Genomic DNA, 15,873 nt, shown 5'->3' with positions numbered 1-15,873 from the left:
GTGTCATCCAAAACTACCGTTGGTGCCGTCCTGGCCCTGTCCGTCCTGGCCGGCGGCGTCGTCGCGTCGCGTGTCGTCGCTGCGTCCGCCCCGATCCCCGTCCCGGCAACGGCGACCGCCGCCGTCGCGACCGTGCCGGGCATGCCGCCCGTCGTCGATCCGCGCAATGTGTACAGCGAGATCGGCCCCACGCACCTGAGCCCCGTCGTGAAAGGCGATCTGGAACGCGTGTACGTGCCGAACCTGCGTTCGAACGACGTCAGTGTCATCGATCCCGCGACGATGAAGGTCGTGGACACCTTCAAGGTCGGCCGCAGCCCGCAGCACGTGATCCCGTCGTGGGACCTGCGCACGCTGTGGGTGGCGAACAATGCCGAGCGGCGCGGCGACGGCAGCCTGACGCCCATCGACCCGCGCACCGGCAAGCCGGGGCCGAACGTGACCGTCGACGACCCGTACAATATGTATTTCACGCCGGACGGCAAGTCGGCGATCGTCGTGGCCGAGGCGCGCCACCGCCTCGACTTCCGCGACCCGCACACGATGGCGATGCAGTACGCCATCGAGGTGCCGCAGTGCGGCGGCATCAACCACGCGGAATTCTCGATCGACGGCCGCTACGCGCTGTTCACGTGCGAATTCGACGGCAGCCTCGCGAAGATCGACATGGTCAACCGCAAGGTGCTCGGCTACCTGAAACTGTCGATGCCGTCGACGCGCTTCCGCGAAGGCGTCGACCCGACGGCGCCGGGCGCCAGCGAGATCTGCACGGCCAAGAAGGGCATGCCGCAGGACGTGCGCATCTCGCCCGACGGCAAGCGCTTCTACGTGGCCGACATGGATGCGGACGGCGTGCACGTCGTCGACGGCGACAACCTGAAGCAGATCGGCTTCGTCCCCGTCGGGATCGGCACGCACGGCCTGTATCCGAGCCGCGACGGCAAATACCTGTACATCTCGAGCCGCGGCACGCACCGCATCCACGGCAAGCGCAAGGGACCGGGCAGCGTGGCCGTGCTGGACTTCGCGACCGGGAAGATCATCGCCAACTGGCCCGTGCCGGGCGGCGGCAGTCCGGACATGGGCAACGTCAGCGCGGACGGCAAGTGGCTGTGGCTGTCGGGCCGCTTCGACGACGTCGTCTACCGCATCGACACGAAGACGGGCGACATGCAGAAGGTGAAGGTCGGCGGCGAGCCGCACGGCCTGACCGTGTGGCCGCAACCGGGCCGCTATTCGCTCGGGCACACGGGCAACCTGCGCTGACCGCGCGGGGCGCCGGCCCCGCCGCTCAGTGAATCGACCCGGCGGCGCGCGCCGCACGCGGGCGCCGCATGCCGGCCGGCGGCGCGCGCGGCGCGTCCGTGCCGGCATCCCACGGCAGCGACAACACGGCCCCCAGCGCATCCGCGACCTGGCGGCCCAGCACGACGTCGCCCCCTTCGATCTGCGGCAGCGTGCGGTGCAGCGCGCACAGCACGACGGCGTAGTCGGCGCGGCGCGGATGCAGGCAGGCGTCGCCGAGCCGCTCGAGCAGCGCCTCCTCGCGCCGGAAATCCGCTTCGACCGTCGCCACGACGGCGGGAAAATCCTGTACGAAGATGTCGTCCGATTGCGCCTGCAGGGCGGCGATGCGGGCGCACAGGCGTTCGCGGCTGTCGCGCACGGCTGCGCAGGCGGCGTGCGGGTCCGCGTCGGGTTGGTGGAAGTGCATGATCTGCCTCAATCTCGTCGATGATGAGGAGCAGTGTCTTTGGTGCGCTTGGTTTGTTGTTTGATTTATCGCAAACGCGGCGGATTCCGTCGCTCAGTGTGCGAGCAATAGCGGCACGCGGGCCCGTTCCAGCAGTTCGCGCGTGACGCCGCCGAGCATCCATTCGCGGTAGCGGCCGTGGCCGTAGGCGCCCGTCACCATCAGGCCGGCGCGGCAGTCGTGCGCCAGGCCCATCAACGCGTCGCCGACGGTGGCGCGGGTGCGTTCGACGACCACGTCGACCCGCGCCCCGTGCCGGGCCAGGTACAGCGCCATGTCGGCGCCGGGCTGCTCGCCGTGCAGGTCTCCGGAGGCCTCCGGATTGACGAGGGCCAGCCGCACGATGTCCGCACGCACGAGCAGCGGCAGGGCGGCGGCGATCGCGGCGATGGCCTGCATGCTGCCGTCCCAGCCGACGACGGCGGTGCCGGGCAGCGGCGCGTCCGCATGATCCGGCGGCACCACCAGCACCGGACGGGCGCCGTGCAGCGCCATGTGATCCGGCAGGGCGCGCGCCCGTACCGGCGGCGCGGGATCGGCCTGGGTGCCGCGGCTCAGCACGACGAGGTCGGCATAGCGCGACTGCAGCAGCAGCGCGTAGCGGGCCTCGTCCTCGATCAGGCGGGCTTCGAAGGAGGCCACGCCCAGGCGGCGCGCCGCGTCCTCGAAGCTGTCCAGGCGCGCGCGGGCGCCGGCGCGCAGGTTCTCGAAATCGGGGCCGGCCGTCGTCGCGGCCACCGCGCCCGTCAGCAGCGCGTAGTCGAGCCAGCCGATGCCCGTGTCGGCGCTGCCGACGAGGTGGGCGTCGAAGGTGTTGGCGAGCAGGGCGGCGGCGCGCAGGCGGCTGTCCTGCGCGGGGCCGCCGTCGACATGCACGAGGATGGTCTTGATCATGGCGCCGCTCCCGGGACGGGTATGCGGTGAGTGTAGGCCGGGGCAGCGGGGACGTCAGGAATTCGTTTGATTCGCGTCAAGCCGAATGCAGATAACGTCGTATCGTTTGCCAGACCAGAACTTTTCAGTTTATGTCAGCACGACAGAATGGCAAATTGATTCCGCCAATCTCATCGGTCCGCGCGATCAGAAAAATCATCGGCGGAGCGTCTTGCATGAGCATATGCTTGAAACGTATATACATATACGGAGACAACGATGAAATTCGGAATCGCGCCCGCCCGCATGAAGGCTCATCTGCACCTGTCGCACGTCCACCGGCCGCACTTCCACATGCCGCACGTCCACCGCGACTGGCATGCGTTCGAACCCGTGCTGCGCGTCTGCCAGATTATCCTGCTGGTCCTCCTGGCCCTGCCGTTCGCGCAGTTCGTGGCCAAGACCATCGTGTGGGCGTTCAAATCGCTGTTCGGCTGAATCGATCAGCGGATTGATCCGCGCCGGCGGCGCGGGTGCTTTAGCATGAACCGGATCCCGACTTCCGATCCGGAACATCATGCCTGTGCCTTTTTCGTCCCGCCGCCGCGTCGTCCTGTCGTTGTTGTCCCTCCCTGCCTGGCACCTTGCGGCCCGTGCCGCGGCGCCCGCAAGCAAACGCCTGTCCATTCTTGACGCCGGCGCCGTGGCCGATGGCGCCACGGTCAATACGCGCGCCATCCAGGCCGCCGTCGACCGACTGGCGGCGCAGGGCGGCGGCACGGTCGTCGTGCCGGCCGGCGTGTTCGTCAGCGGCGCGTTGTTTCTCAAGCCGGACGTCCATCTGCACCTCGACCGGGGCGCCGTCCTCCGGTGTTCGACGGACATGCGGCATTTCCCCGTCCAGCGCACGCGCATCGAAGGCCACTTCGAAGAGCGCTTCAATCCGGGCCTGATCAATGCCGCGGGCTGCGACGGCCTGCAGATCACGGGCGAAGGCACGCTGGACGGCGCCGGCCGGCCGATCTGGGACCGGTTCTGGGCGTTGCGCAAGGCGGCCAGGGACAAGGGGAGCTTCCGCAACCTCGACCTGCCGCGCGCCCGGCTGGCCGTGATCGAGGCGTCGCGCGGCGTGACGATAGACGGGATCACGTTCAAGGATTCGCAGTTCTGGAACCTGCACCTGTACCGCTGCCGCGACGTGGTGGTGCGCAATACGAGCTTCCAGGTGCCGGACGATTACGTGCAGGCGCCCAGCACGGACGGCATCGACATCGACAGCTGCCAGGACGTCCTCGTCGACGGCTGCCATTTTTCCGTGACGGACGACTGCATCGCGGCCAAGGGCTCGAAGGGCCCGCGCGCGCTGGAGGACAAGGACAGCCCGCCGGTGGAGCGCATCCGCGTGCGCAACTGCGTGTTCCGGCGCGGCCACGCGATGTTCACGCTGGGGAGCGAGGCGACGGTCGTGCGCGACGTCGTCGTCGAACATTGCCGCGTGCAGGACGTGGGCAGTGTCGCCCACCTTAAGTTGCGGCCGGACACGCCGCAGCGCTACGAAGACATCCACTTCCGCGACCTGGTGCTCGATTCGGACAAGGGCGAGATCGTGTCGGTCCGGCCGTGGAGCCAGTACTTCGACCTGAAAGGCGAGGCGCCGCCGCATTCCACCGTGCGCGGCGTCACGCTGGAAGGCATCCGCGGCCGTTTCGGCGCCTTCGGCACCATCGCGCCGAATCCGGGCCAGACCGACATCGCGGCCATCGTGCTGAGGAACATCGATGTGCAACTAACCGACACGCGGCTGCGGGTCAAGGGCGCGGCCGCGCCGGTGCTGGAGAACGTCGTCGTCAACGGCAAGCCCTACGCGGCGGACGCGCAGGGCTGAGCCGTTCGTTTGCCTGCCGGGGATCAGCGCACCAGGCAGGGACGCTTGTTGTCGAACTTCCAGTTCGGCACCAGGAACTGCATCGCGACGGCGTCGTCGCGCGCGCCCAGCCCCATGTTCCTGTAGGCCTGGTGCGCTTTTTCCAGTTCGGCTTCATCGAGCTCGATGCCGAGGCCCGGTTTCGCCGGGACGTGCACGAGCCCGCCTTCGATCTTCAGCGGCTCTTTCGTGACGCGCTGGCCGTCCTGCCAGATCCAGTGGGTGTCGATCGCGGTGACCTTGCCCGGCGCCGCCGCGCCCACGTGCGTGAACATGGCGAGCGAGATGTCGAAGTGGTTGTTCGAGTGCGAACCCCACGTCAGGCCGAACATCTGGCACAGCTGCGCCACCCGCACGGAACCCTGCATCGTCCAGAAGTGCGGGTCGGCGAGCGGGATGTCGACGGATTGCAGCTGGATCGAATGGGCCATCTGGCGCCAGTCGGTGGCGATCATGTTGGTCGCCGTCGGCAGGCCGGTGGCGCGGCGGAATTCGGCCATCACTTCGCGGCCCGAAAAACCGTTCTCGGCGCCGCACGGGTCTTCCGCATACGCGAGGATGCCGTGCTTGTCGCGGCACACGCGGATCGCTTCCTGCAGCGACCAGGCGCCGTTCGGGTCCAGCGTGATGCGCGCGTCCGGGAAGCGCTCGTGCATCGCGACGATCGCTTCCATCTCTTCGTCGGCGGACAGCACGCCGCCTTTCAGCTTGAAGTCGTTGAAGCCGTAGCGCTCGCGCGCGGCCTCGCACAGGCGCACGACGGCTTCCGGCGTCAGCGCCTCCTCGTTGCGCAGGCGGAGCCAGGCGTCGGCGGCGTCCGGCTCGCTGCGGTAGGCCAGCGGCGTCTTCCTGCGGTCGCCCACGTAGAACAGGTAGCCCAGTATCTCGACGGCACTACGCTGCATGCCTTCGCCCAGCAGCGCCGCGACGGGCACGTTCATGAACTGGCCCAGCAGGTCGAGCAGCGCGGATTCCACGGCCGTGACGGCGTGGATGGTCGTGCGCAGGTCGAACGTCTGCTGGCCGCGCCCGCCCGCATCGCGGTCGGCGAAGGCGCCGCGCATCGCGTTCAGGACGTTGTTGTACTCACCCAGCGTCTTGCCGACGACGAGGGGCCGCGCATCCTCGATGGTCTGGCGGATCTTCTCGCCGCCCGGCACCTCGCCCAGGCCCGTGTTGCCGGCGCTGTCCTTGAGGATGACGATGTTGCGGGTGAACCAGGGACCGTGCGCGCCGGAGAGGTTGAGCAGCATGCTGTCCTGGCCGGCGACGGGGACGACGCGCAGTTCGGTGACGACGGGGGCTTTGGTGCCGATAGTGTTCATGGTGAAAGACGTTGGGTGGGATGAATGGAAGAGTCTACTGGTTCACGAGCGACTTCACGAGCTTGACGCGCTTGATGTCGCCGACGATGAACAGGTAGCACACGATGGCCAGCGCCGCGTTGGCGCCGACGAAGAGCAGGGCGCCGGCGAACGAGCCGGTGTTCTGGACGATGTAGCCGATGACGATGGGCGTCGTGATGCCGGCCGTGTTGCCGAAGGTATTGAACAGGGCGCCGGACAGGCCGCCCGCTTCCTTCGACGACGTGTCCGACACGACGGCCCAGCCCAGCGCGCCGACGCCCTTGCCGAAGAACGCGAGCGACATGGCGGCGACGACGAGCGTATCCGCTTCGATGTAGTTACACGCGATCATGGTCATCGACATCAGCATGCCCAGCACGATCGGCACCTTGCGCGACACCGACAGCGAATAGCCGGCGCGGCTCAGGCGGTCCGAGATCCAGCCGCCGGTGATGCCGCCGAGGAAGCCGGCGATGGCGGGCAGCGACGCGACGAAGCCGGCCTTCAGGATCGTCATGTGGCGTTCCTGCACGAGGTAGACGGGGAACCAGGTCAGGAAGAAATAGGTCAGCGTCGTGATGCAGTACTGGCCGATGTACACGCCCAGCAGCATGCGGTTGCCCAGCAATTCCTTGATGCAGGCGAACGTGTCCACCTGGCTCGGCTGGGCCGTGCGGCTGCCGCTGTCCAGGTCGACGAGCGCGCCGCCGTCCTGGATGTATTTCAGTTCGCCGGCGCTGACCGACGGGTGGTCCTTGGGACCGTAGATGGTCTTGAGCCAGACGAAGGCCATCACGATGCCCAGGCCGCCCATCACGTAGAACACGCTGTGCCAGCCGTAGCTGTGCACGAGCCAGCCCATGATCGGCGCGAACAGCACGGTGGCGAAGTATTGCGCCGAATTGAACACGGCGGCGGCCAGGCCCCGTTCGTGCGTGGGGAACCACGCCGACGCGATGCGGCTGTTGCCCGGGAACGAAGGCGCTTCCGCCGCCCCGACGAGCAGGCGCAGCGTGAACAGCGTGGCAACCGCGGCGCCGCCCGCCACGAATCCCACCGTCCCGGTCAGCATGGTGAAGACGGACCACAGGAAGATGCTGCAGAAGTAGGTGATCTTGGAGCCGAAGCGGTCCAGCAGCCAGCCGCCGGGCAGCTGGGCGATGACGTAGGACCAGGCGAACGCGGAAAACACGAAGCCCATCTGGACCGCGTCCAGGCCGAGTTCCTTCTTGATGCCGGGTGCCGCGATCGAGATCGTCGCGCGGTCGGCGTAGTTGATGGTCGTGATCGCGAACAGCATCGCGAGGATCATCCAGCGCGTCCTGGTCTGGACCTTGGCCGCTGCCGCGGCATTGACGGATCGGGATTGTTCCACGGTAGTCTCCGGTTGTCGGTTATCGTTGGTCATGGAGGTCAGGACGTGTGGCGGATGCCGAGGTCGTAGCCGGTGCTGCCGGTGCCGGATTCGGTATTGTTGGCCACCGTGTAGCCGGCGCCGGCGGCGAGCGCGGCGAGGAGGGCTGCTGTTTTGTTCATAATCTCTTCCATTGTTGCGTTAAAGAAGAGAGACATGCTGTTACCTGGCCGGCCGACCGCAGTGAGAGTGTCTCCTGATGCTACCCGGATCGATGGTCCGGGTGGCTTGTGTTCTGCAAATGATCATATGTCTTGATCGATTCACGAACAAGCCAAACTGTGATGCGTAACATTCAGGAATTGAATCAATCAGCGATGGAAGGTCGGCAGGACCTCGCGCAGGAACAGCCGCAGGACGGGATTCTCGTTGTCGCGCCGGAACGTGCAGATCATCTCGACGGGCTCCGTCGCCATCTCGCGCATGACGATCCCGTCGAATTTCAGGTTGGCGGCGCCGGCCGCGATGAGGGCGGCGCCGACGCCGGCCCGGACCAGCGCCAGCATCGTGTGCACCTGCCCGATGTGCTCGACGACGTCGGGCACGACGCCGGCGCGGGCGAAGCGTTCGCTCAGCATCTGGTAGAACGGGCGCGCTTCGTACGGGGAGTACATCACGAACGGCCGGCCGTGCAGGTCGGCGAGCGTGGGCGCCAGGGGCCAGCGGTCGGCATCGTCCGCATGGACCGCGAGCATCAGCGGTTCGGTCAGCAGCGGCCGGCTTTCGAGTTCGCCGTTGATCGTGTGGGGCCGCATCAGCCCCAGGTCCAGTTCGCCCGAGTTGAGCGCCTCCACCTGCGCGGTGCTGACGAGTTCCTTGAGGTTGAGCGAGACGCCCGGCGCGCGCTCGCGCAGCCGCCGCACGACTTCCGGCAGCAGGCTGTAGCCCGAGGCCGACGTGAAGCCGATGGCCAGCGTCCCTTGCTCGCCCTTGGCGGCGCGGCGCGCGGTGAACGTGGCTTCCTCGGCGATGCGCAGGATGCGCGCCGCCTCCGGAAAGAACGCCTTGCCGGCCGCGGTCAGCCTGACGGTGCGGCTGTTGCGTTCCAGCAGGCGGGCGCCGACGTGGTGTTCGAGCAGGCGGATCTGCCGGCTCAGCGGCGGCTGCGTCATGTTCAGGCGCTCCGCCGCGCGGCTGAAATGCAATTCCTCGGCGACGGCCACGAAGCAGCGGAGCTGGCTGATCTCGAACATGATGGTTTTTCCTGTGACGATCGGGTGGCGACGAGCGCGATTATGACCCATGCGCCGGGGCCGCGGGCACCGTGCTATCGTTGGGCTCGAGCCTAATGCGAAGGAGACCCCATGAGATTCGACCAGCGCATCGCCATCGTCACCGGCGCCGCCGGCGGCATCGGCCTGGCCACGGCGCGCCGCCTGCTGGGCGAGGGCGCCAGCGTGATGCTGGCCGGCCACCACCAGGACACCGTCGACGCCGCCGCCGCCGGACTGGCGCGGGAAGCGGATGCCGCGCGCATCGCGACCATCGCCTGCGACGTGGCGCGCGAAGACCAGGTGATCGCCACGGTGGACGCCACGATCAAGCGCTTCGGCGGCTGGGACCTGGCCGTCAACAATGCGGGCACGATGTCGTTCAAGCCCATCGAGCAGCAGACGGAACAGGACTGGCGCGCCATCCTCGACGTCGACCTGCTCGGCGCCTTCTTCTTCACCAAGCAGGCCTTCCTGCGCATGCGCCGGGGCGGGGCCATCGTCAACGTGTCGAGCGTGCATGCGGTCGAGACCGAGCCGCTCGTCGCGCCGTATGCGGCCGCGAAGGCGGCGCTGCTGTCGCTCACGCGGTCGGCGGCGCTGGAGGGCAAGGCCAAGGGCATCCGCGTGAACGCCGTGCTGCCCGGCGCCGTCGACACGCCCATGCTGTGGGATAACCCGAACGTGAAGGCCGGCGTCGAAGTGATCGACAAGGCCGACGTCGGCGCCGCGGAAGACCTGGCCGCGGCCATCGCCTTCCTGCTCGCGGACGAAGCCCGCTTCGTCGACGGCACCTCGCTGCGGGTCGACGGCGCGCGGCTGGCGCGCCTGTAGCACCACACGCCGTCGCCTGCCCCGTAGGGTGGGCACCCCGTGCCCACGATTGCGTTCGAAGGACGCATACGCCTGGTGGGCGGAGGCCGCCCACCCTACCGTCGCGCACGCCGCCGTAGGGTGGGCAACCCTTGCCCACGCGGACGTTCGCGTCGCGTCGCCGTCCGGTCGCGTTGCCGTCCGGGTCACGTCACCGTCCGCGTCGGCTCGCCGGAATACGCCCTCAGTGCCAGCGCACCGGCATCAGCATCTTCGAGCGGAACCAGCGCGCCAGCAGGTTGCCGCACATCCGCACCGGCCCGAGGTGGCCCATCACGTGGCGCTGGTACGTGAGGCCGTACATCGCCAGCGCGAACGGGCCCTTGACGTGCAGGTGGCGGTTGCCGATCGCGCGGCGCAGGATGCCGACCGCGCCCGCCCGCCCCAGCGACACGAGCGTGCCGTAGTCGCGGTACTGGAAGCCCGGCAGCGTGTCCGGCGCCTTGTGCGCCAGCAGCTTCGCGAGATAGACGGCCTGCTGGCGCGCCGCCTGGGCGCTGGGCGGCGCCATCGCCGTCTTGTCCGGATTGAGCAGCGTGCAGCAATCGCCCATCGCGTGGATGTCCGGGTCGGTCACGCTGCGTAAGCGCGCGTCGACCACGACCTGGTCGTTGCGGTTCAGCGCCACGTTGAGGCCCGTGCTGAATTGCGGGCCTTTCACGCCGGCCGCCCACACGGTGATCTCGGCGGGGAACACGCGGCCGTCCGTCGTTTCGACTTCGTCCGCGCGCACCTCGGCGATCGCCGTGCCGGTGCAGATCTCGATGCCCATCGCGCCCAGCTTGCGCACGGCCAGCCCGGACGCTTCCGCATCCAGCGACGGCAGCACCTGCGGGCCGCGTTCGACGATGCGGATGTGTACCTGGTGCGGCGATTCCAGCCCGGCGAGGCCGTAATGGGCGAGCGTGTCGACCGTGTGGCGCAGGTCGGCCGCCAGTTCGATGCCGGTCGGGCCGGCGCCCACGATGACGATGTCGAGCAGCGGCGCGCCGGCGTCCGTGCGGGCATTGCGGCGCCGTCCCGCCTGGGCGCACAGGCCGAGGAAGCGCTGGCGGAAGGCTTCGGCGCCCTTCACGCTGTCGAGCGCCAGGCAGTGTTCCTGCGCGCCGGGGATGCCGAAGAAATTCGTCACGGAGCCGTAGGCCAGCACCACGCGGTCGTAGGCGATGACGGTGTGCGCGTCCGGCGCGTCGCTCATGTCGTACGTGCGGCTGCGCACCGTGAGCGTGCGGCGGGCGCGGTCGACGTCGACGACTTCGCCGCACACGAACGTGAAGTGGTTGTCGATGGCCTGGCGCGCGTAGTCGATCATGTGGTCGGCCGGATCGATGGTGCCGGCGGCGACGGCGTGCAGCAGGGGTTTCCAGAAGTGCATGGGTGCGCTGTCGATGAGGATCACGCGATCCTTGTGGCTGCTGCCCAGGCGGCGTCCGAGCCGGGTGGCGAGTTCGAGGCCGGCGACGCCGCCTCCGACGATGACGATGGACTGCATGGTGTGCTCCCTTCTTTTTCGAATCGATGTGGGCGAGGGCGACCCGGCCGAGCGGGACTCCCGGCTTCGCTGCGTTCGCGCATCCGCCGGGAGCAGCGCCCGCGGATGCCGGGAAGACTGCTCAGTGTGTCGTGGTGGGCATGCTTACCTTGCGCACGTCCTTGCGCATGACGACCGCTTTCGGTGTCTGTACGCCGATGTGCGCGGTGCGGGCCGCGGCGATGGCGCGCGGCGAGGTCGTCACGGCCAGCGCGCTGTCGGGCGGCACGCCCAGCTGGCCCAGTACGACGGAGTACGGCGCCTTGTGGCCGCGCGCGCCGAAGTCGGCGCCGGTCAGCACGACGGAAAAGATGTGGTGGGCGGTGTCGCCGAAGCGGCGGCGCAGCTGTTCGCCGGCCTGTTCGTGCGGCAGTTCGGAGATCAGGGCGCATGGCAGGCCGTTCTCGATCGCCTGGTCCAGCAGGCGCACGGCGTCCGCAGCCGGCACATTCGCCGCGGTCTCGGCCGCTCGTGTGCTCGGGAATGCGGATAAGTCGAAGATGAACGCTTGTGCCGTCATGATGATCTCCTTTTGTGGGCCGTTGTCGCTTGAATTATCTTTACTATACGGCTGGGACGGATAAAATAAAAATAAATAATTTTTAAAATCCGATAAGGAATCACTTATGTATCCAGCCAGCTTCAAACAGCTGCAGGCCGTGATGCTCGTGGCGCGCCACCAGAGCGTCTCGCGCGCCGCCGAGGCGATGCACGTGACGCAGCCCGCGGTGTCGCTGCACCTCAAGCTGCTGGAGGAGGCGGCCGGTGTGCCGCTCACGCGCCGCCAGGGCCGCAACATCCAGATGACGGCGGCGGGCGAGCTGCTGGTGAGTTACGCGGAGCGCATCCTCGGCCTGTGGGAAGAGGCGGGCGACGAGATCGCGGCGCTGAAGGGCGTGACGTCCGGCACGCTGCGCATCGGCGCCGTGATGACGGCGGAGCACCTGCTGCCGCCGATGCTCGTGCGCTTCACGACCGGACGGCCGCACGTGCGCATCAAGCTGCAGGTGGGCTCGCGCCCGGAGGTGATCGGCATGCTCAGTCGCGACGAGATCGACCTGGCCATCATGGGCACGCCGCCGCGCGAATTCCCGACCAGCGCCAGCCGCTTCGCGCGCCACCCGATGGCCTTCTTCGTCGCGCCCGGCCATCCGCTGCTGGCCATGGAGGCGGTGACCCTGGCCGACATCGCCGCCCACAACCTCCTCGTGCGCGAGCGCGGATCGGGCACGCGCGCGGCGATCGAACGCCGTTACGAGGAAGAGGGCGTGGCGCTCGCGATCGGGTCGGAGTTGTCGAGCAACGAGGCGATCAAGCAGATGACGGCGGCGGGCCTGGGCGTCGCCTTCCTGTCGGTGCACGCCTGCACGCTGGAGGTGCGCAACCAGCTATTGAGCGTGCTGCCGGTGCCGGGCGTCGTCGTGCAGGGCGAGTGGCACGTGATGCACAAGGCGGCGCGCGCGATTCCGACCGTGGCCGCGTCGTTCCACGAGTTCATGGTGGAGCATGGGCAGCAGGTCATTTCGGACGAGCTGGAAAGTATCGCCTGGAGATGACCAACGTGCGCTCGACGACCGAACGCCATCGGCCGAGCCTTTCGCGCGACTCCACGCCGTATCGCGAAGGGCGATCGGCCGTCGCGGTCTTTCGGCAGCGCGCGGCGACACCAGGTTGTCACTCAACCGCATCTTCGCCCCGGTTCCCGTCATCCTGCGAAGGTGGAATCAACGAGGCTTCGCCGGCGCCAGGTCGACGCGGGTGAATTGCAGGCTCCATGCCCTGTCGGTGCTGAGTGAGAACCCCGTGCAGCCGGACGTTGGGCTGCATTGATAGTCGAGGTTGACGCCCCCGAAGCGGAAACTGGCGCCGAATTCGTCCTTGCCCTTGGCATCGAGGGGAGCCGTGCCGCGCGGGTAAGTCAGAGTCAAGCCGTCCTTTCCTAACGCGACCGTGTACAGCACGTGCAGTTCATCGCTGTAAAACTCGCCCTCGAACCTGGCCAGCGTTTCCGCCGGCGGAGTTTGACGCGCCACCCGCGGCGCGGGAATATCATGTCCGCCCTGGTGGAGGACACCGCCTGCGACGATGCCATCCTTGCCCGGTGCATCGAAGGTGAACTGGGCATTGATCGCCTTCGCAAAGAAACTGCGTTGACCATAAGGGAATACAGGAATCCGGGGCTGGCCCGTTCCTTGTGCCCACAGATGGCCATCTTCTTTTGTGAAATGGACGCCTTGGACGCCTGCTTGCGGCGACAGCGCGTAATAGCCGACCAGCGCATCCAGACCTGCCGGGTCGAATGCGACTTCCCTGAACATTTTGTCTGGCGACATCGGTGCGGCAGGCGCTGCAGGCACTTCGTGGTCCAGGTAGATGTCGGCGACTTTGCGCACCAGCTCGTCTTTGTCGAGGTCGGGCGAGTTGGCCAGCACCACGACGGAGAAATGCTGGTCGGGAAAGCGTGTCAGCTGGGTGTGAAAGCCGCTGATGTCGCCGCCATGCTCGACGATGCGCCGGCCCCGGTAGGAATCGATCAGCAGACCGGACGCGTAGTTGTTGGGATGGCCGTTGCCGAGTGTGCCGGGCACTTGCATTTGCGCGAGCAGGTCCATGCCGCCGACCCGGCCGTCATAAAAATTCCTGTCCCATCGTGCCAGATCGCCGGCTGTCGTGACGGCCCCGCCTGCGCCATCGGCCGCCTCGCAGACGGCCACATAGTCGTAGCCTCCAGCTCCGGACGGCAGATAGGAACGAACACGCTGCGGCACGAGCGTGCCGTAGCCATTCAGGAATTGCGTGTGCTTCATCCCGAGTGGTTCGAAGATGCGCATTCGTGCGAACTCGGCCAGCGGCATTCCAGACACACGCTGGACGATCTGCCCCAGCAGCAGATAGCCCGTGTTGGAGTATAAAAATTGCTGGCCGGGCGCGAAGTTCAGCGCGCGCTGACGTTTCACTAGAGCGAACACGTCTTCCTGCGTAACGACCTCGTCGATGCGCGCTCCCTTCAAGAACATCAGGTCGAAGTAGTCGCGCAGGCCGCTGGTATGGTGCAGCAATTGGCGGATCGTGATGGTCTTCCCGAAATCCGGCACTTCCGGCAAGTACTTCCGGACGTCATCGTCCAGCGCCAGCTTGCCGTCTTGCGCCAGCAGGTAGATCGACAACGCGGTGAACTGTTTGGAATTCGAACCGATGGTGAAGCTCGCGGCTGGCGTCATCGGTACGTTGTGCTCCAGATCGGCGTACCCGTAGCCCTTGCTCAGCACGACCTTGCCCTCACGGATCACCTCGACCACCGCGCCCGGCATGCCTGGCCGATTCCAGGCTGCGAACAGCGAGTCAACCGCTCGCTCCGGCGCTTCACCCGGTTGGGCGCTCGTCGCAGGCGCTGCACCAGCCATGGCTGACGGCGCCAGGACGGCCATCATGGCCGCAAGCAGGGCGATATGCTTCATCGTGATGTCCTTTCGGTAGCTCGATGGTAGCAGTATGGCAGAGTTATTGAAGAAATATGTAATTTATAAGGAAATTATTTTTTCCATGCAATGGTAGATATGAGTTCCTTCAAATGGCACTCCGGGTGCCGCATCAGGGGGGCGGACGGCGCCACGTTCGGAACCTTCATCAGTTAATCCGGGCCATGCTCCGGCGACGACTTTTTCCATGGTCTAGTGAAGCCATTTGAGACCGAATTAGTGCATGTTTGCCAATTGGGGAGCGCAGTGATGCAGCAAGTGGGTCCGCTTCTTGCGCCGGTAGCGGACGGTCTGCACAGATCAGTGTAGCCGGCTGTTGTCTACTGAGCAACTAGAGGGTTTTGTTAGGCGTACGGTGATCAGAGACCATTTTCCGGCGAAGCTGTTCACTGGTTCTTTCGACATCCTTCTCTTCCTCGCCTCTTTGATCAGCATATGAGGCTCGGCCACATTCTCGATCGGAACACCCGCCCATCCTTTCGACCGGCGACGGCTTCGCGAACCTGTGCGGTCGCCGCATCCGGAAAGGCCTGATCGGTCGCTCCCCGGGACGGCATCTGTCCTCTCAAACCAGCATCGATTGCTGGGCGAAGATACCCGCCATCGCGCCCTGCGATGATGCCTGGGTGACCGACGGCAAGAAGGGCGTGGCGAGGTCGCCGGCGGCGTAGATGCCCGGCATGCTGGTTTGGCGGCGCTCGTCGACTTTGAGGGCGATGCCGACGGGCGTATCCATCGTGGCGAGGCCCAGTGATTCATGCAGCCTTGCGGACGGCTTGTTGCGCGGATGGGCGAACAGGATGTCGACCGCGATTTTGCGGCCTGTATCGAGATCGACGGTTGTGATATGGCCCTTGTGATGGGCGATCTCGACGATCCGGCCATCGACCACAGGGATGTTGCGGTGCGCCAGATCGGCCTGGATATCGGGCGGAATGTCATGACCATCGGCGAAGACAGTCAACTTGTCAGTCCAATCGTGGAACAGCTTGACCGACTGGTGCGACTGCGGGCCGGACCAGACGAGGCCCCAATGCTGGCCGGCGACTTCAAAGCCGTCGCAATAGGGGCAGGGGACGATGGACGTACCCCAGCATTCGGCAAAGCCGGGAACATCAGGCATCTGGTCGGCGACGCCATAACTCAGGATCAGGCGGCGCGCCCGAAGGCTTTCGCCATCGCCGGTGAGGACGGAGAAATCGTCGATGGCGCCGGAGACACTGTCGGCCCGGGCGTTGACCAGGCTGATCGTGGGATAACGCGCCAACTGCTGCCGCGCCTGGGCCAGGATGTCCAGCGGTGGCTTGTGATCGTGGCCGAGCAGGCCATGCGAGTGGCCGGCGAAGCGATTGCGCGGCAGGCCGGTATCGAGAACGGTGACCTTGCGGCGGGCACGGCCGAGCTGCAGCGCGGCGGCGAGGCCGGCAAAGCTGCCGCCGATGATGATGACGTCATTCATGGTAATGAAC

15 protein-coding genes are annotated in these 15,873 nt (G+C 66.8%); 5 read left to right on the top strand and 10 right to left on the bottom strand.

All coding sequences use genetic code 11. From position 1 onward, the window contains the following. The first annotated feature begins 141 nt into the window (after positions 1-141). Positions 142-1,266, top strand: coding sequence for a YncE family protein (locus ASC93_RS08525; RefSeq protein WP_082547885.1), 1,125 nt, complete (start codon positions 142-144; stop codon positions 1,264-1,266). Positions 1,267-1,291: 25 nt separating this feature from the next. On the opposite strand, the gene ASC93_RS08520 is transcribed toward ASC93_RS08525, so the two are convergent. Together ASC93_RS08520 and ASC93_RS08515 are read right to left on the bottom strand one after the other, a co-directional pair. Then, positions 1,292-1,714: a hypothetical protein gene (locus ASC93_RS08520; RefSeq protein ID WP_056440062.1), complete on the bottom strand. Its 423-nt coding sequence runs from the start codon at positions 1,712-1,714 to the stop codon at positions 1,292-1,294. 93 nt (positions 1,715-1,807) lie between these two features. Beyond that, complete coding sequence (locus ASC93_RS08515; protein ID WP_056440060.1) at positions 1,808-2,647, bottom strand: universal stress protein; 840 nt, start codon at positions 2,645-2,647, stop codon at positions 1,808-1,810. A 258-nt stretch (positions 2,648-2,905) separates the two neighbouring features. On the opposite strand from ASC93_RS08515, the gene ASC93_RS08510 reads away from it, so the two are divergent. Next, positions 2,906-3,124, top strand: a complete 219-nt coding sequence (locus ASC93_RS08510) for a hypothetical protein (protein WP_056440058.1) — start codon at positions 2,906-2,908, stop codon at positions 3,122-3,124. Positions 3,125-3,203: 79 nt separating this feature from the next. Then, positions 3,204-4,511 (top strand): glycoside hydrolase family 28 protein, encoded by a 1,308-nt coding sequence (locus ASC93_RS08505; protein ID WP_056440056.1) that lies wholly within the window; start codon positions 3,204-3,206, stop codon positions 4,509-4,511. Positions 4,512-4,534: 23 nt separating this feature from the next. Here the strand turns inward: ASC93_RS08505 and gudD are convergent, their stop codons facing one another. The 4 genes from gudD to ASC93_RS08490 form a co-directional block, all read right to left on the bottom strand. Then, positions 4,535-5,875, bottom strand: a complete 1,341-nt coding sequence (gene gudD / locus ASC93_RS08500) for a glucarate dehydratase (RefSeq protein ID WP_056440054.1) — start codon at positions 5,873-5,875, stop codon at positions 4,535-4,537. 34 nt (positions 5,876-5,909) lie between these two features. Next, positions 5,910-7,304, bottom strand: coding sequence for an MFS transporter (locus tag ASC93_RS08495; RefSeq protein WP_082547865.1), 1,395 nt, complete (start codon positions 7,302-7,304; stop codon positions 5,910-5,912). Positions 7,305-7,309: 5 nt separating this feature from the next. Further along, positions 7,310-7,432 carry a hypothetical protein gene (locus tag ASC93_RS32495; protein WP_267874934.1) on the bottom strand — a complete coding sequence of 41 codons (123 nt, stop codon included), beginning with the start codon at positions 7,430-7,432 and terminating at the stop codon, positions 7,310-7,312. 189 nt (positions 7,433-7,621) lie between these two features. Continuing rightward, positions 7,622-8,503, bottom strand: a complete 882-nt coding sequence (locus ASC93_RS08490) for a LysR substrate-binding domain-containing protein (protein ID WP_056440050.1) — start codon at positions 8,501-8,503, stop codon at positions 7,622-7,624. 111 nt (positions 8,504-8,614) lie between these two features. On the opposite strand from ASC93_RS08490, the gene ASC93_RS08485 reads away from it, so the two are divergent. Further along, entirely contained in the window at positions 8,615-9,355 is a 741-nt protein-coding gene (locus ASC93_RS08485) for an SDR family NAD(P)-dependent oxidoreductase (protein ID WP_056440047.1), read from the top strand. A gap of 223 nt (positions 9,356-9,578) precedes the next feature. On the opposite strand, the gene ASC93_RS08480 is transcribed toward ASC93_RS08485, so the two are convergent. Together ASC93_RS08480 and ASC93_RS08475 are read right to left on the bottom strand one after the other, a co-directional pair. Next, positions 9,579-10,886: an NAD(P)/FAD-dependent oxidoreductase gene (locus ASC93_RS08480; protein WP_056440045.1), complete on the bottom strand. Its 1,308-nt coding sequence runs from the start codon at positions 10,884-10,886 to the stop codon at positions 9,579-9,581. Between the two features lie 121 nt (positions 10,887-11,007). Beyond that, positions 11,008-11,445, bottom strand: a complete 438-nt coding sequence (locus tag ASC93_RS08475) for a hypothetical protein (RefSeq protein WP_056440043.1) — start codon at positions 11,443-11,445, stop codon at positions 11,008-11,010. A gap of 106 nt (positions 11,446-11,551) precedes the next feature. On the opposite strand from ASC93_RS08475, the gene ASC93_RS08470 reads away from it, so the two are divergent. Beyond that, on the top strand, positions 11,552-12,481 hold the full coding sequence (locus ASC93_RS08470) for a LysR family transcriptional regulator (protein ID WP_056440041.1): 930 nt from the start codon (positions 11,552-11,554) through the stop codon (positions 12,479-12,481). Between the two features lie 168 nt (positions 12,482-12,649). Here the strand turns inward: ASC93_RS08470 and ASC93_RS08465 are convergent, their stop codons facing one another. Then, positions 12,650-14,383 (bottom strand): serine hydrolase, encoded by a 1,734-nt coding sequence (locus ASC93_RS08465; RefSeq protein WP_082547864.1) that lies wholly within the window; start codon positions 14,381-14,383, stop codon positions 12,650-12,652. Positions 14,384-14,969: 586 nt separating this feature from the next. After that, positions 14,970-15,863: an NAD(P)/FAD-dependent oxidoreductase gene (locus ASC93_RS08460; protein WP_056440037.1), complete on the bottom strand. Its 894-nt coding sequence runs from the start codon at positions 15,861-15,863 to the stop codon at positions 14,970-14,972. Between the last annotated feature and the right edge of the window lie 10 nt (positions 15,864-15,873).

It is taken from the genome of Massilia sp. Root335 (assembly GCF_001425685.1).
Taxonomy (GTDB): Bacteria; Pseudomonadota; Gammaproteobacteria; order Burkholderiales; family Burkholderiaceae_D; genus Telluria; species Telluria luteola.
The sequence above is the reverse complement of the archived record's forward strand: the minus strand, read 5'-3'. Positions and strand labels throughout refer to the sequence as shown.

Bases quoted from the DNA above. Each gene is read 5' to 3' on its own strand.
- ASC93_RS08525 (WP_082547885.1), top strand. From the start codon at position 142: ATGCCGCCCGTCGTCGATCCGCGCAATGTGTACAGCGAGATCGGCCCC.
- ASC93_RS08520 (WP_056440062.1), bottom strand. From the start codon at position 1,714: ATGCACTTCCACCAACCCGACGCGGACCCGCACGCCGCCTGCGCAGCC.
- ASC93_RS08515 (WP_056440060.1), bottom strand. From the start codon at position 2,647: ATGATCAAGACCATCCTCGTGCATGTCGACGGCGGCCCCGCGCAGGAC.
- ASC93_RS08510 (WP_056440058.1), top strand. From the start codon at position 2,906: ATGAAATTCGGAATCGCGCCCGCCCGCATGAAGGCTCATCTGCACCTG.
- ASC93_RS08505 (WP_056440056.1), top strand. From the start codon at position 3,204: ATGCCTGTGCCTTTTTCGTCCCGCCGCCGCGTCGTCCTGTCGTTGTTG.
- gudD (WP_056440054.1), bottom strand. From the start codon at position 5,875: ATGAACACTATCGGCACCAAAGCCCCCGTCGTCACCGAACTGCGCGTC.
- ASC93_RS08495 (WP_082547865.1), bottom strand. From the start codon at position 7,304: ATGACCAACGATAACCGACAACCGGAGACTACCGTGGAACAATCCCGA.
- ASC93_RS32495 (WP_267874934.1), bottom strand. From the start codon at position 7,432: ATGAACAAAACAGCAGCCCTCCTCGCCGCGCTCGCCGCCGGCGCCGGC.
- ASC93_RS08490 (WP_056440050.1), bottom strand. From the start codon at position 8,503: ATGTTCGAGATCAGCCAGCTCCGCTGCTTCGTGGCCGTCGCCGAGGAA.
- ASC93_RS08485 (WP_056440047.1), top strand. From the start codon at position 8,615: ATGAGATTCGACCAGCGCATCGCCATCGTCACCGGCGCCGCCGGCGGC.
- ASC93_RS08480 (WP_056440045.1), bottom strand. From the start codon at position 10,886: ATGCAGTCCATCGTCATCGTCGGAGGCGGCGTCGCCGGCCTCGAACTC.
- ASC93_RS08475 (WP_056440043.1), bottom strand. From the start codon at position 11,445: ATGACGGCACAAGCGTTCATCTTCGACTTATCCGCATTCCCGAGCACA.
- ASC93_RS08470 (WP_056440041.1), top strand. From the start codon at position 11,552: ATGTATCCAGCCAGCTTCAAACAGCTGCAGGCCGTGATGCTCGTGGCG.
- ASC93_RS08465 (WP_082547864.1), bottom strand. From the start codon at position 14,383: ATGAAGCATATCGCCCTGCTTGCGGCCATGATGGCCGTCCTGGCGCCG.
- ASC93_RS08460 (WP_056440037.1), bottom strand. From the start codon at position 15,863: ATGAATGACGTCATCATCATCGGCGGCAGCTTTGCCGGCCTCGCCGCC.